The organism is Gordonia aichiensis (genome assembly GCF_039946255.1).
Classification (GTDB): Bacteria; Actinomycetota; Actinomycetes; order Mycobacteriales; family Mycobacteriaceae; genus Gordonia; species Gordonia aichiensis_A.
Genome location: NZ_JBCDWL010000001.1, coordinates 551,273 through 566,284 on the forward strand (window position 1 = coordinate 551,273; position 15,012 = coordinate 566,284).

At 68.5% G+C, this 15,012-nt stretch carries 11 protein-coding genes; 4 read left to right on the forward strand and 7 right to left on the reverse strand.

Annotated features, from left to right (window positions below; translation table 11 throughout):
- Positions 1–291 precede the first annotated feature (291 nt).
- On the reverse strand, positions 292–975 hold the full coding sequence (locus AAFO60_RS02580; protein WP_347954567.1) for a hypothetical protein: 684 nt from the start codon (positions 973–975) through the stop codon (positions 292–294).
- 48 nt (positions 976–1,023) lie between these two features.
- Positions 1,024–1,803, reverse strand: a complete 780-nt coding sequence (locus AAFO60_RS02585; protein ID WP_347954568.1) for an IclR family transcriptional regulator — start codon at positions 1,801–1,803, stop codon at positions 1,024–1,026.
- Positions 1,804–1,963: 160 nt separating this feature from the next.
- On the opposite strand from AAFO60_RS02585, the gene AAFO60_RS02590 reads away from it, so the two are divergent.
- Both AAFO60_RS02590 and AAFO60_RS02595 read left to right on the forward strand, forming a co-directional pair.
- Positions 1,964–3,247: a DUF6986 family protein gene (locus AAFO60_RS02590; RefSeq protein ID WP_347954569.1), complete on the forward strand. Its 1,284-nt coding sequence runs from the start codon at positions 1,964–1,966 to the stop codon at positions 3,245–3,247.
- Between the two features lie 62 nt (positions 3,248–3,309).
- Positions 3,310–4,134 (forward strand): bifunctional allantoicase/(S)-ureidoglycine aminohydrolase, encoded by an 825-nt coding sequence (locus AAFO60_RS02595; protein ID WP_347954570.1) that lies wholly within the window; start codon positions 3,310–3,312, stop codon positions 4,132–4,134.
- Between the two features lie 372 nt (positions 4,135–4,506).
- Here the strand turns inward: AAFO60_RS02595 and AAFO60_RS02600 are convergent, their stop codons facing one another.
- Together AAFO60_RS02600 and AAFO60_RS02605 are read right to left on the reverse strand one after the other, a co-directional pair.
- Complete coding sequence (locus AAFO60_RS02600; protein ID WP_347954571.1) at positions 4,507–5,229, reverse strand: aspartate/glutamate racemase family protein; 723 nt, start codon at positions 5,227–5,229, stop codon at positions 4,507–4,509.
- Between the two features lie 77 nt (positions 5,230–5,306).
- Positions 5,307–6,911: an NCS1 family nucleobase:cation symporter-1 gene (locus AAFO60_RS02605; protein ID WP_347954572.1), complete on the reverse strand. Its 1,605-nt coding sequence runs from the start codon at positions 6,909–6,911 to the stop codon at positions 5,307–5,309.
- Positions 6,912–7,233: 322 nt separating this feature from the next.
- On the opposite strand from AAFO60_RS02605, the gene allB reads away from it, so the two are divergent.
- Both allB and AAFO60_RS02615 read left to right on the forward strand, forming a co-directional pair.
- Positions 7,234–8,649, forward strand: a complete 1,416-nt coding sequence (gene allB, locus AAFO60_RS02610; protein WP_347954573.1) for an allantoinase AllB — start codon at positions 7,234–7,236, stop codon at positions 8,647–8,649.
- Positions 8,650–8,925: 276 nt separating this feature from the next.
- Entirely contained in the window at positions 8,926–9,552 is a 627-nt protein-coding gene (locus tag AAFO60_RS02615; RefSeq protein ID WP_347954574.1) for a DUF4352 domain-containing protein, read from the forward strand.
- 81 nt (positions 9,553–9,633) lie between these two features.
- Here AAFO60_RS02615 and AAFO60_RS02620 read toward each other — a convergent pair whose 3' ends face one another.
- From AAFO60_RS02620 to AAFO60_RS02630, 3 genes are all read right to left on the reverse strand, one after another.
- Complete coding sequence (locus AAFO60_RS02620; RefSeq protein ID WP_347954664.1) at positions 9,634–11,016, reverse strand: wax ester/triacylglycerol synthase domain-containing protein; 1,383 nt, start codon at positions 11,014–11,016, stop codon at positions 9,634–9,636.
- A gap of 133 nt (positions 11,017–11,149) precedes the next feature.
- Positions 11,150–12,658: an HAD-IB family hydrolase gene (locus AAFO60_RS02625; protein ID WP_347954575.1), complete on the reverse strand. Its 1,509-nt coding sequence runs from the start codon at positions 12,656–12,658 to the stop codon at positions 11,150–11,152.
- Entirely contained in the window at positions 12,655–14,988 is a 2,334-nt protein-coding gene (locus tag AAFO60_RS02630; protein ID WP_347954665.1) for a glycerol-3-phosphate 1-O-acyltransferase, read from the reverse strand. The genes AAFO60_RS02625 and AAFO60_RS02630 overlap by 4 nt, the downstream gene beginning before the upstream one ends.
- Positions 14,989–15,012: the final 24 nt, after the last annotated feature.

Sequence of the window (15,012 nt, forward strand, 5' to 3'; positions counted from 1 at the left end):
ACGCGGCACGCAACCAATAATCGATCTCACGGCGGCGTCCTCTGGTGCCGATACACATGTAGCTGTGCCACGAGGAAGGCAGTTGCCGGCTTCCGCCACCGGCGACCACCCTCCCTCATCGAAGCTCCGGCGCCATGCACCGGAGAATCACCTCGCCAACGGCGAGTCCACGCACATGAACACACCTCAACGAAGTTTCTGCGCGGGTGCAAGCCTACGCGGGGATCGACATTGCTCGAGCCACTCTCACCCCACCCGAGCCCCGATCAGCGCCGCCGAGTTCCCGACCCCTCAGGTCGGCAGCAGCTCTGACCCTTCACCAGCCGCCTGGATACCGCGTATCGCCACTATCCGGGCAGCCCCGAGCGTCGCCGCAAGTACCACGATCACCGATACCGACGATGCCACCCAGGTGTCGGGAGCGATCGTGAAGCCGAGCATCCACGCGGCACCCACACCAGCCGCGAGCGCGACCAGCGCACCGGGCACCATCGCGACCGCCGAGACCACCATGGTCCGCCGAACCGCCAGGTCGCCCGACAGCCGCAGCACCACGCTGATCGCCGCAAGTGCCAGTCCGTAGCCGACCAGCCCACACACCGCGTACGCCCCGAGAATCATCGACGTCGACGGCGGCGAACCGACCACGCCGCCGAACGCGAACGCGACACCGCCGCCGACCCCGACCGCCGCGCCGACGACGCCTGCGGCCACGGTCCGGCCCACACGATTGTTGCGCTCACCGACCATGCGGAATCCGATCGCCCACAACAGTGCGCCGATCACCGCCCCCACCACAGCTCCCACCGCCGCTGCTGCAAGCAACTGCTCGCCGGACGAGGGCAGGGATCTGAACGACCCGATGATGACCAGTTGAGCGGAATCCCCGAACGACCCGGATCCATTCGAGAGGGACCACGCCAACAACGCGACCACGACCCCGAACAGCGCGAAGCCACCGGCCTGTTTCACCATGACGTCTCCCCCATCGACGAGTGCAGTGACCGCACCATATACGGCGAACTACCCCTCCCGAGCCCCGATCAACGCCTCCGAGATCACACCCGTCGCGCGCCTCAGCGCGAGCACGGCACGTTCGAGGAGCACGTCGTTCATCCGCGAAGTAGGTCCGGAGATGCCGACGGCCATCGGCGTCGGCGCACCGGGAATCGCCATGGCGACGCAGCGGACACCGATCTCCTGCTCCTGTTCGTCGACCGAGAAACCGTTCGACCGCACCTTCTCGACCTCGGCGAACACCCCCGACAGCGAGGTGACGCTGTGCTCGGTGGCCGCAGGCATGCCCGCCTGCGAGACGAGCTTGAGGATGCGGGCGTCGTCGAGTTCGGCGAGCACGGCCTTGCCGACACCGGAATTGTGCAGGTTGACCCTGCGCCCGACCTCGTTGTTGGTCCGCATCGTGTGCGGCGACGGGACCTGCGCGGTGTAGATGACCATGTCGCCGTCGAGCACGGCCAGGCTGGCGGTCTCGGACAGTTCGGCCACCAGCGACTCGAGCACCGGCTCGGCGACTGCGCCGAGCTGCCGGTTGGCGACCTCGCCGAGCCGGATCAGTCGCGGCCCGAGGGCATAGCGCTTGTTGGGCAGCTGCCGGACGTAGCCGATCCCGACGAGCGTGCGCAGCAGGCGATGAATGGTTGGCGGGGGCAGCGGCGACTCCGACGACAGGTGCGTCAGCGAGCACTCCCCGCCTGCGCGGCCGATCAGTTCGATCAGCTCGAATGCCCGCTCGACGGACTGCACACCCCCGCCGGTCTTCGCGCCGGCTGTCGTTGCGGCCACGCCGCCCTCCTCCGCTCGGATACCACCAAACTATATCTTCCACCATGCGGAATTCCAAGCATCACCATTATCCAACAGGCCTTGTGCACCACCCTGGATTTCCTTTAAACTCCACGATGTGGAATTGAGATTCCGCATAATCAAACTATCGGGAGGATCTATGACCAGCGGCCGCCACCTTGACGACAGCTTCCTCGAAGCCGTCGACGCCTCGCTCGCCCCAGCCGACGAAGCGCTCGCGCGCCGCTACCCGGGCGACGACGGTCGCCGCCAGCCGATCCACACCGTGTACGTCCCCGCCGACCGCTACACCCCCGAGCTCCCGCAGCAGTGGGGCGCGGCCGCGGTCGACGCAGCGCAGCAGGCCGGCGGCCTCGACCAGGTCGCCGCACTCGTCGGCCTCGGCTCCTCCCCCGACTCGGCCCCCGAGAAGCTGGCCGAGCTCGTCGCCGCCAAGCTGACCGCCGAGCCCATCGAGGACCTGCGCCTCGACTTCGAGGACGGCTACGGCAATCGCGGCGACGAGGTCGAGGACGCCGACGTCGCGACGGTCACCGCTGCAGTCAACAAGGCCGCCGAGGCCGGTCTGCTGCCGCCCTTCATCGGCACCCGCTTCAAGTGCTTCGAGGCTCCGGTCCGACGACGCGGTCTGCGCACCCTGGACGGCTTCATCGGCGGCCTGATGGCCGCGGGCTCCCTGCCCGAGGGGCTGACCCTCACCCTCCCCAAGGTCACCTCGGTCGACCAGGTCGAGGCGATGGTGACCGTCGCGCGCGCCCTGGAGCAGGCGCACGGCCTCCCCGAACGCCGCATCGGCTTCGAGGTGCAGGTGGAGACCCCGCAGTCGATCCTCGGCGCCGACGGCACCGCACCGGTCGCACAGTTCATCCACGCGGGCGACGGCCGCGTCACCTCGCTGCACTACGGCACCTACGACTACTCGGCCTCTCTCGGCATCGCCGCCGCCTACCAGTCGATGGAGCACCCGGCGGCCGACCACGCCAAGAACGTCATGCAGCTCGCGGTGGCGGGCACCGGCGTCCACCTCTCGGACGGATCGACCAACATCCTGCCCATCGGCGACGCCGACAACGTCGCCGCCGCCTGGAAGCTGCACGCCCGCCTGGTGCGCCGTCACCTGGAACGCGGCATCTACCAGGGCTGGGACCTGCATCCGGCGCAGCTGGTCACCCGCTTCCTGGCCACCTACGCGTTCTACCGTGACGGCTTCGCCCCGGCCGCGACCCGCCTGCGCAACTACATGCACCGCATCGACTCGGCGATCCTCGACGAGCCCGCGACGGCCCGCGCGCTGGCCGGATTCATCAACCGCGGCGCCGTGTGCGGCGCGCTCCCGGCCGCCGATGTGGAAGCCGCGACCGACCTGCCGATGGACACCGTCCGCCAGGTCGCACTCGGGCGCATCACCACGCCGCTGGGCTGACCGCAGCCGACATCCGACCTCGACATCCACGATCGACCCCACCCGCCAACGAAGGAGACCCGGTGACCGCACCGCAGAAAGCGTCGTACTACACGCCCCGTGGCGGCCTGCCCCCGCAGACCGACCTGCTGACCGACCGCGCCATCGTCACCGAGGCGTACACGGTGATCCCCCGCGGAACCCTCTCCGACATCGTCACCTCGGTCTTCCCCGAGTGGACCGACACCCGCGGCTGGATCCTGAACCGGCCGGTCGCCGGCGGGGCCACCACCTTTTTCCAGGCCATCATGGAGGTCAAGCCGGGCGGCGGCGCCGAGCGCCCCGAGCCGCAGGCCGAGGTCCAGGGCTTCATCTTCGTCACCTCCGGCGCCCTCACCATCGCTGCCGAAGGTCGGACCGAGACCCTCGCCGAAGGCGGCTTCGCCTACCTTCCGGCGGGCACCATCTGGTCTGCCCGCAACGACGGCGACGCCGACGCCAGCTTCGTCTGGATCCGCAAGCGCTACGAGCCGATCGACGGCCACGTCCCGTCGGTGAAGTTCGGCAACGAGCAGGACATCGAGCCGTCGGCGATGCCCGGTACCGACGGCGCCTGGCGCACCACCCGCATGCTCGACCCGGAAGACCTGGCGTACGACATGCACTGCAACATCGTGACCTTCTCGCCCGGCGCCAGCATCCCGTTCGCCGAGACGCATGTGATGGAGCACGGTCTGCTGATGCTCGAGGGCAAAGCCGTCTACCACCTCAACGGCGACTGGGTGGAGGTGCAGGAGGGCGACTACCTGTCGCTGCGCGCCTTCTGCCCGCAGGCCTGCTACGCCGGCGGCCCGTCGAACTACCGCTACCTCCTGTACAAGGACGTCAACCGCCAGATCATGCTCTGACGTCCCCTCGGACTCCGGTCCCCCGATACACCGCCCGGTACGCCGTCCCCTCCAAGGGCGTGCCGGGCGGTTTCCATTTCTCGGGTCCGCGGTCTCGATACGCTCGCTCACTCCGTTCGCGGGCTACTCGACCACCCTGGCAAGGCCAAACGAAGCCCATTTCAGGCTGGTCGAGTAGCGACCGAAGCGAAGCGCAGGACGCGTATCGAGACCCCCGCACGCGCAGGTCTCGATACGCTCGCTCACTCCGTTCGCGGGCTACTCGACCACCCTGAGGGCGGAACGAGCAGCGAAGCGAAGAGCTTCGGCGGCACGGCAGCGGCCGGGCACCTCGGTGAGAGGTGCCCGGCCGCTGCCGTCGGATCAGGGTGGTTACAGCTGGAAGGGCCAGCCGATGACGGTCTTGGTGCGCGGGGTCGCGTAGGTGCGCACCTTGGAGGTCGACAGACCCATCCGGACCAGGCCTTCGGCGATGGTGACGGCCGAACGGACACCGTCGACGATCGGCACGCCGGTGGCGGCACGCACCTTCTCCTCGAGCTCGGCCATGCCGCCGCAGCCCAGGCAGATCACTTCGGCGTGGTCGCGTTCGACGGCTTCGAGCGACTGAGCGACGATCGCCTCCACGGCGCGCTCCGGATCCGATTCCAGTTCCAGCACACCGAGCCCGGAGGCGCGGACCGACGCGCAGCGGGCGTCGAGACCGGCCAGCTTGAGTCGGTCCTCGATCAGCGGGACGGTGCGATCGAGGGTGGTGACGACCGAGTACTTGTGCCCCAGGTACATCGCGGTCGACGCCGCGGCCTCGGTGATGTCGACGACGGGCACGTCGAGCAGTTCCTGCAGCCCTTCGCGTCCGTGCTCGCCGTAGCCGGCCTGGATGACCGCGTCGTACGGCTCCGGGTAGGCGGTGATCGCATCCATGACCGCGATCGCGGCGAGGTACGACTCGAAGTTGCCTTCGCACGAGTCGGCGCCGAACCGCGGCGTGATGCCGACGATCTCGGTGCCCGGCGACGCGACCGCGCGAGCCGATTCGGCGATGGCGTCGGTCATCGACGCGGTGGTGTTCACGTTGGCGACGAGGATTCTCACTTCACTCCTGCTTTCGGTTCACATCGAGCCGACCCAGTGGGTCCTGGCCCGGTGGGTGCTGACTCAGTGGGGCTGACTCAGTGGGTGCTGACGACGGCGATCGGCTCGCCGGAGACGTCGGCGAACGGCCCCTTGCGATCGGCGACCAGGAGGTACACGATCGCACCCGCGCCGGCGCCGATGAACCAGGAGAACTCCGAGACCACGTGGAAGGCCGGGACGAAGGCCATCACGAGGGCGAAGGCGGCCGTCGGGACCAGGGCGATCACCGCACGCGGGTTGACGCCGCGCAGGTAGCTGTACGCGCCTTCGGCGTCGTCGCGGAAGAGCGCCGGGATGTCGATCCGCGAGCGGCGCACGAGCCAGTAGTCGGCCATCACGATGCCGAACAGCGGGCCCAGCAGGGCGCCCAGGCCGCCGAGGAAGTAGTTGATGACGACCGGCGAGTTGTACAGGTTCCACGGCAGGATGACCAGGCCGATGATCGCCGACACCAGGGCCGCGCGCTTGAAGTTCAGCGAGCGCGGGAACAGGTTGCACAGCGCGTAGATCGGGGCGACGAAGTTCGCCATCAGGTTCACCGCGACGGTCAGGATGAGCAGCGCCAGGCAGGCGAGCACCAGCAGCAGCGTGTTCGGCACGGTCTGCACGATGTCGGCCGGCGATTCGATGACGCGACCGTCGATCTTGAACTGCGCGCCCGCCAGGGTGATGACGATGCCGCCGAAGACCAGCATGTTCAGCGGGATGCCGAAGACGTTGCCGCGCACGATGGCGCCCTTGGACGAGGCGTTGCGGGTGAAGTCGCAGAAGTTCAGGACGAAGGTGCCGTAGATCGCGACCCACAGGCTCGCGCCGCCGACGATCCGCAGCCACATCTCACCGCCGGTCAGCGAGTCGGGGGTGGTCCAGGCGATCGACCAGTTCGCTTCGCTGAGCATCCAGACGGCCAGGGCGATCATCGTGACGAGGATGACCGGGCCGGCGACGGCCTCGTACTTGCGGATCATCTCCATGCCGTAGCTGACGATGACGACCTGCACCACCCACAGCACCAGGAAGGTGATCCACCCGAGGGTCGACAGTCCGAGGAAGTTGTTCTGGTCGAGGGTGTCGGCCGACGGGATCAGCGCGACGACCATGATCCGCAGGACAACCGAGGCCAGGTAGGTCTGGATGCCGAACCAGGCGATCGCCACCGCGCCTCGGATGAGCGCCGGGATCTGGGCGCCGCGGATGCCGAAGGAGATGCGGCTCATCACCGGGAACGGGACGCCGGTCTTCTCCCCCATGAAGCCCGACAGGGTCAGCAGCAGGAACAGGAACAGGCCGCCGAGGCCGAGGGCGAGGAGGATCTGCCAGCCGCCCAGGCCGAGGGCGAACAGGCCGATCGCGAAGGCGTAGTTGCCGAGGCTGTGGACGTCGTTGGCCCACAGGGTGAAGATGTTGTATCCCGACCAGCGGCGTCCTTCGCGCTTGGTGGGCGCGAGGTCGTTGTTGTAGAGGGCACCGCTGACGCCGGCGGGCAGGGCCGGAGCGGCGTCGCCGGGGATGATGCCCGCCAGCCCTTCACCACCGATGTTGAACGGCAGGCCCTCGGGCCCGTCGACGTGGCCGGTGGCGGCCCGCGCAGTGGAGGCGCCGTCGGCGCCCTCAATCACTCCAGAGGATTCGGTACTCATGGCAGGACTCTCGTTCGTCGCGGTGGACCTTGCCGCCAACCGCGCTATTCCACTGTGCGGAATCATAATTCCGTGAGGTTGCTTATTTATCCCTACTCGCGAGTCGGATGTCAACCCCCTAACATGTCGCCCCGACCGCCACGACCGCCTGGTCATGCCCCTGACCGGCGGGTGAGCCCCCGCACATCTCAGAAAATTCCGAAAAACAGTCAGCGAATTCCACTATGAGGAATTTCCTCGGTGTAGGCTCTCGTAGTGGGCGACCCGTCGCCGCCCGGTCGACGACTGCCGACCGACCAGACCCGCGTGGAGGAGCATCCGCATGACCGACAGCCCCGCCGACGACACTGCCGAGCAGACCGCGGCCCCGGCCACCCCCGAGCCCGCGAGCTCCGGGAACCGGCCCCCGTTCGACCTCGTCGTACGCGGTGAGCAGACGCTGACCACCGCGGGCATCGTGGCCCGAGAGATCGGCATCCGCGACGGTCGCGTCACCGCCATCGAGCCGCTCGGCGCCGGCCTGCAGGGCGCCGAGGTCATCGAACTGGCCCCCGACCAGGTCATGATCCCCGGCCTGGTCGACACGCACGTCCATGTGAACGAGCCCGGCCGCACCGAGTGGGAGGGCTTCGAGTCGGCCACCAAGGCGGCGGCCGCGGGCGGCGTGACCACCCTCATCGACATGCCGCTGAACTCCATCCCCTCGACGGTCACCGTCGACGCGCTCAATATCAAGCGGCAGGCGGCGTCGGGCAAGACGTACATCGACGTCGGCTTCTGGGGCGGCGCCGTCCCCGGCAACGAGGGCGACCTGCGCGGCCTGCACGACGAAGGCGTCTTCGGCTTCAAGTGCTTCCTGCTGCATTCGGGCGTCGACGAGTTCCCGCACCTGACCGCTGACGAGATGGAAGCGGACATGCGCGAGTTGGTGAAGTTCGACTCGATGATGATCGTGCACGCCGAGGACTCCCGCGCCATCGACCACGCCCCGACCGCCGAGGGCAACCACTACTCGCGCTTCCTGGCCTCGCGTCCGCGCGGCGCCGAGAACGTGGCGGTCGCCGAGGTCATCGAGCGCGCGCGCTGGACCGGTGCGCGCGCCCACATCCTGCACCTGTCGTCGTCGGACGCGCTGCCGATGATCGCCTCGGCTCGCCGCGACGGCGTCCGGCTCACGGTGGAGACCTGCCCGCACTACCTGACGCTGCTGGCCGAGGAGATCCCCGACGGTGCGACCGCGTTCAAGTGCTGCCCGCCGATCCGCGAGGCGTCGAACCGAGAGCTGCTGTGGCAGGGCCTGCAGGACGGGATCATCGACTGCATCGTCTCCGACCACTCCCCCTCCACCATCGATCTGAAGGACGTCGAGAGCGGCGACTTCGGCACCGCGTGGGGCGGCGTCGCCTCGCTGCAGCTGGGCCTGTCGCTGATCTGGACCGAGGCCAAGCGCCGCGGCATCAGCCTGCCGCAGGTGATGCAGTGGATGGCCGCCAAGCCCGCCGCGCTGGCCGGACTGTCGAACAAGGGCCGCATCGCGCTCGGCTGCGACGCCGACTTCGCGATCTTCGAGCCCGAGTCGGCACAGGTCGTCGACGTGCACCGCCTTCACCACAAGAACCCGATCAGCCCGTACGACGGCCGCGCCCTCGCCGGCGTCGTCAAGGGCACCTGGCTTCGCGGACAGAAGGTCGACTTCCAGACTCCGCACGGACGGATGCTGCGCCGCGGCGACGTCTGAGCACCACAGCGCCACCACCCCCGGCGCGACCACCCCATAGGCCCGGTCTGACCCTTCACCTGGTCCGGCATGGAAAACGACTTCACCGGCGAGGCACCACCTCGCCGGTGAAGTGCATTCGGGACGCGCGTGCCCTGCACCTGAAGTGCCAGATAGACGAGATTCCAGCCGTGTCACCCGTTCATATGATTAGCCACATTTCAGTGATATCGGTGAGACGCATGTTGCTACAGTTGCCAAGTTTGTATTGTCTCGTTGCCTGAATCAGGAGCACCAATGACGCAACCGCCACCCAACCAGCCTCAGCCCGACGCCTTTCAGCAGTACCCGCCGGCGCCTCAGCCGATGCAAGCGCCGCCGAAAAAGGGCAAGAAGTGGCCGTGGATCCTCGGGGCCATTGTTGTGATCATCGCACTCGTCGCAATCTTCGGCGGCGGTGACGACACGAAGAAGGCCGACAACACCGCCTCGTCTGCTGCGAAGGGCGGCTCGGACAACAGCAGCGCCGGGATCAATACTCCCGTGCGCGACGGCAAGTTCGAGTTCACTGTGACTGGCGTCGAGAAGAACCTGTCCTCAGTCGGCGACAATCCCTACCTCACTCAACAGGCCCAGGGGCAGTTCGTGATCGTCTCGGTCAAGGTCGAGAACATCGGAGACAAGCCGCAGTCATTCTCACCGACTTCCCAGAAGGTCGTGGACTCGCAGGGGCGCAGTTTTGAACCCGACACCACTGCGCAGGTCGCCCTGGGCGGTTCGGACATCCCGATTTGGGACAACATCAATCCGGGAAACTCGGTTGACGTCAAATTGGTGTACGACATGCCGAAGAACGCCGCGCCCGCATCGATCGAGCTTCACGACTCGATGTTCTCGGGTGGAGCGTCAGTCAACCTCAAGTAGCGGCTGACATGGCCGAGGGCCTGTGACACACTGCGTGTCGCAGGCCCTCGTGCATTCCCGGCCCGGCACACGCCGCACCGCTCACACCACGTGGGTCAACCTGCCCGCACCGGCGTCCGCCGCGAGATCGAGCACCTCGTTGAATCCGTCCACCAGGCACTGCGCGAACAGCTCCGGCTCGGTGACTGCGGCGGCGTCGAAGTTCACTCCCAGGCAGGCGGTCTGACCGTGGGTGATCATCGTCGCCATCACCGCGCACCCGGGCAGCGGGCCGAAGGGGAACATCCGCTCCACCTTGGCGCCGGCGACGAAGGTCTCCCAGGGGATGCCGGGCACATTGCTGGCCTGCAGGTCGTTCTGCGCGGTGGTACCGCTGAACTGCGTGAGCACCTGACCGGGCAGCCACGCCAGCACCGGGCCGATGGTGTTGAAGATGTCGACGGCCGGTTCCCCGCGCGCCGCACGGACCTGCTCGCGGATGGTCAGCACCCGCTCGAACGGGTCGTCGATGCCGACCGGCCCGGCCAGGCGTCCGACGGCGATGCGGTTGCCGCCGGCCGGATCGTCGTCGGTCCGCACCGAGATGGGGATCGCGACGGGGATCGATTCGACCATGACGCCCATGCGCTCGTGGTATCGGCGGAAGCCGCCGATCAGCCCGCCCAGGTAGACGTCGTTGACCGATGCGCCGGTCGCTGCGGCCGCGGCGCGGATCGCCGGAAAGGGCACTTCGAAGGCGCTGAACCGCCACGACACGCTCCGGCCGGCGAGCAGCGGCGAGCCGGGCGGACTGACCAGTCCGGCCACCCGCGGCACCGACCGCCCGTATCGCAGCACGCGGCTCAGCGCCCGCTTCGGGTCGGTGAGGGCCCGCGCACCATCCAGCGCCATCCCCGCCAACCGGGGCACCCGCCGCACCTCCTCCCCGAGCTGGCGGGTCAGCACGCCGAGCGCCGACAGGTCCTCGGTCTGCGGCGCGGGCGGCTGAGGTTTGCCGGGGATCGGCTCCCGACTCGTCGAATGCAGTTGCGCCAGCACCAGAATGGCGCCGAGCCCGTCGGTGAGCGCATGGTGCGCCTTGAAGAAGTACGCCGTCTTGCCGTCGGCCAGACCGTCGATCAGATAGCCCTCCCAGGGCGGGCGCGCCGGGTCGAGCGGGGTCATCGCCAACTGCTCGCACAGGGTGAAGACCTCCCGCATGGAACCGTCACCGGCCACCCGCACGCGGCGCAGGTGATAGTGCAGGTCGAAGTCGGGATCCACCTGCCAACTCGGGGTGCCGGTGTGCAAGGGCGATTCGACGACCCGCTGGCGGAACCGCGGCGCCATCCGGCTGCCCCAGTCGTGCGCGGCGACGAGCCTGTCCCACTCGGGTTCGCAGTCGTAGACCTCCACCATGCAGATGGTCGAGCGCATCCGGCGGTCGGCGTCCCCGCGCCACATCACGGTGTCGACCGCGCTCATCTCCGGCTCGCTGCCCCACGACAGCGGCTGGTCGACGACCTCATCATTGACAACACGGTCATTCACAACAGGGTCGGTCACAACACGGTCAGCCGTCTGGCTGCCGTCCGTCACGCCGTCGTCCGTCACCCGGTCATTCGTCACGCGAACGCTCCTGCCATTCGAATACTCCCATCGTCCGGGTCATCCGGCCGTCGGCGAACGCCGTCACCGGCCAGTCGGCGAGCGCGTCGAGGAACTGTCCGCGCACCTGCTCGGCGTACTCGCCCACCTTCTCCGGCACCCAGTCGGCGGTGTCGATCGGCGGCAGCACCCGCACCTCGACGGTGCCGGGCTTGATCAACTGCGCCCCGCGCCACATCAGTTCGCCGGCGTTCCGCAGGACCACCGGCACCACCGGGACACCCGCGTTCATCGCGATGTGGAAGGGCCCCTTCTTGAACCGGCCGATCCGCGGCGTCGCCGACCGCGTGCCCTCCGGCGCCACCACCAGCGAGAACCCCTCGTCGGTGATCTTGCGGACCACCGGCGCCAACTGTTCGATGGCCCGGCCGGCGTCGGCGCGGTCGATGAAGGCGACACCGCCCGCCTCGAGGATCTGCCCGAACAGCGGCAGGCTCTTGATCTCCTTCTTGGCGACGCCGGTCGCATGGTCGCGGATCAGATGGATCATCACCGGCAGATCGAGTTTGGACTGGTGATTGAAGACGAAGACGCAGGGTCGGGCAGCGGTCAGGTATTCCTGCCCGTCGAGGACGGCGACGTCGACGCCGGCGAGCGCGAAGCCGGTGTCGATGCCGGCGGAGATCGCATTCTGCATGGCGGCGGTGTCGTCGTCGCTGAACAGCGACCTGGCGAAACCGGCCGCCGCACCCCCGAGGAAGCTGCCGTAGAAGGCGCCCGTTCGGGCGAGCATCCCCAGCCGGTTGTAGGTGGGATTGCGCAGGTCGAGGATCGGCCAGCCGCGGGCTTCGGCGACCGCGCGCAGTTCGCGCTGCGGGGAGACGGCGGCCGGGTGACCGACCGACTCCAGGTACGGAACGTCCTCGTTGCCGTCGCTGTAGGCGAACGACGACGCCAGATCGAGATCGTGCTCGGCTGCCAGCCGCCGCACGGCGGCGGCCTTCCCCGGCCCCCACAGCGGACGCCCCAGGATCCGCCCGGTCACGATGCCGTCGACCACCTCGACGTCGGTCGCCAGCGCGTGGTCGGCGTCGATCTCCTTGGCGATCGGTTCGATCTGGAAGCGGGTCGCCGACGACGCGATCACGATCCGGTGCCCGCGCGCCCGATGCGCCCGCAGGATCTGCCACATCTGCGGCCGCAGCTTGGCCGCGGTGTCCTGCTTGAACAGTTGCTCGCCCATCGCGAGGAGTTCGTTGTAGGTCTTCCCCGCGAACGCTGGCTTCGTCGCCTCCAGGACCTCGGCGTAGTCCTGCTCGGAGACGCAGCCGCGCAGGCCGATCATCAATCCGTCGGCCAGCTCCCCGGCGGTGAACTCCAGGCTCCGGAGACGAGCGCGCAGGATGGCCGTCGCCGAGAACCCCTCGAGCAGGGTGCCGTCGTAGTCGAAGAAGGCGCACACCTGCTTGCCGGGCGGCGCCGCCTGGATCTCCCGGAGTCGCTCGGCCAGCGCGCTCATCGGTCGGTCTCCTTCGGTTCGACAACGGGCGGTTCGGCGGCGGGCGGTTCTGGAGCGGGCGGTTCGGCGGCGGCCTGCTGTGCGGCGGCCTGCTCGGCCTCGATCGCGGCGAGCCGCGACAGGCGCGAGCGCATCACCTGCACCTCGGCGAGCCACGCGCGCCGGCTGCGCGCGACCTCGTCTGCCGAATCACCGCGGACCGCGCCGCGATTGTCGGCCAGCTGGTAGGCGGCGTCGTACAGTTCGCGCGACACCGAGTCCTTGCTCGGTATCACGCCCTGCAACGACAGCTGATGCCCCAGGCCGAGGCAGTCGGCCAGCACGGTCTGCTTGTCCAGATCGTCGGTGCCCATCGCCGCCAGCCGGGTCGCGACCACCAGCTGGGCGTCGAAGAAGGTCTGCAGCGAACGTCGTGCCAGCAGCATGCCCGCGCTGGCCAGCAGCGTCTGGTGCACCCATTCCTGGGTGGGCCGGACGGTCCGCCATTCGTCGGAGATCAGATCCATCTCGGCGCCGAGTCGGTGCAGGAACTCCTTCTTGGCGGGGAAGAAGAACTCGAACTTCAGCAGGTCGCGGATCCGGAGGGCCTCCTGCTGCGCGGGCGCCAGGAGCCCCTCGGTCGCCTGCGCATCGGGCGCCGGTCCCCCTTCGACGACGTCGCCGTCGGAGATCGCGAGCATCCCGAGTTCGACGATGGCGCGGTCGACGAAGTGGTGCAGGGCCCCGTTGCGGTAGTACGCGGCGACCGCGTGACTGTCGGGCGCGATGATCCACACCTGCTCGGGTCCGCCGTCGTAGGTCTGCAGCACGCCGGCGTCGGTGAGTTCGCGCAGCGTGGTGAGCAGCCCGATGCCGCGGCACAGCGCCGGGTCGGGACCGGGCAGCTTCCGCGAGTCGATGTAGCTCAGCAGCGGCGCCAGGATCACTTCGATCTCGTGGGCCGTGTAGGCCCGGTCCTGCGCTCCGAGCAGGGCGAAGCCGGCCAGCGAGGTCGCCGAGATCGGGGTCGCCGCGTTGATCTCGTCCATCACCTTGAACGAGACCTTCTCCAATCGCGCCCGGCCGGCACCAGACTCGGCCAGGGCCTGCCGCAGCGAGAAGGGCTCGCCGAAGCGCACGCGCGCCTCACCGCGGTACACGCGCTGACCGCGCGCGTACTTGAGCAGCCATTTGAGGTCTTCGGGCGTCTTGGCGCCGCCCGCCGATTCGCGCGCCATCGCCGCGATCTCGGGCAGTTGGTCGTAGACGATCGACGTCGGCACCACCATCACATCGGCGCCGTCGAGCGCTTCGACGGCGTCGGCGACGTAGGCGAGCAGGCCGAGCATGGGCGGGCGGAGCTTGCCGGTGCGGCTACGGCCGCCTTCGATGTACCACTCGAGGTTGAAGCGCTTCTCGACGATGAACGACAGGTACGAACGCATCGCCAGCTTGTACACGGGGTCGGAGCCGAACTTGCGGCGGATGAAGATGGTCCCGGCACGGCGGGCGATCGGCCCCATCGGCCAGAAGGCGAGGTTCTCCCCGCCGAGCACCAGGTTGGGCGGGAAGTCGTGCTGGTGCAGGACGCTCGCGAGGATCAACGAGTCGACGTACGAGCGGTGCGAGGGCAGGAAGACCAGCGAACTCGACTTGTTGAGCGTTCGCAGTCTGCCGAGGGTGTCGAGGTCGACCGACACCGACCACGCGCGCTCGTAGAGACCGCTGAAAGTCGAGGTGAAGATGTCGCGGACCAGGCGGCTCTGGGTCGCGACGAACGAGCTCATCTTGTCGGTGGCCTCCTGCGCCACCGACGCCGCGGTCCGGCCCAGTTCCGCGCTCAATTCGGCGGCCGCGGCCTGGAACCGCGCCGAGGAGCTGATCTGTTCGGCCACCAGTCGCGGAACCTTGTAGCGGGTTCCGACCAGTTCCAGTTCGGCGCGTTCGGCCGAGAGCGCGGCCTGCATGCCGACGAAGCCCGCGAACGACGCACCCTGCGCCTGCTTCTCGTCGTACCTGGCTCCGAGGTCGGCGACGGTGGCCGGTTCACCCGCCACCACGCGGACCCGGTCGGGCCCCAGCTTGCGGATCGCCTCCTGCCGAAAGGCCGGTGGGCGGCGCGGATTCGACAGCACGATCGCATCGGCCAGCGCCACCTTGCGTTCCCCGTGCCGGACCGGCGGCAGCCAGACCACCCGCACCGGAATCAGCAGGGTGTCGGCGTCGAGCGCGTCGACGTCGAGCTGGTCGAGCTCGCGGACGCTGACACCCGGGTGGTGTCGGGCGGCCCACTCGGTGACGATCTCGTGTTCGCATGCCGTCCGCACGTCGGCCAGGACGATCTCGACCAACTGGTCCACCCCTTCGACTGTTTC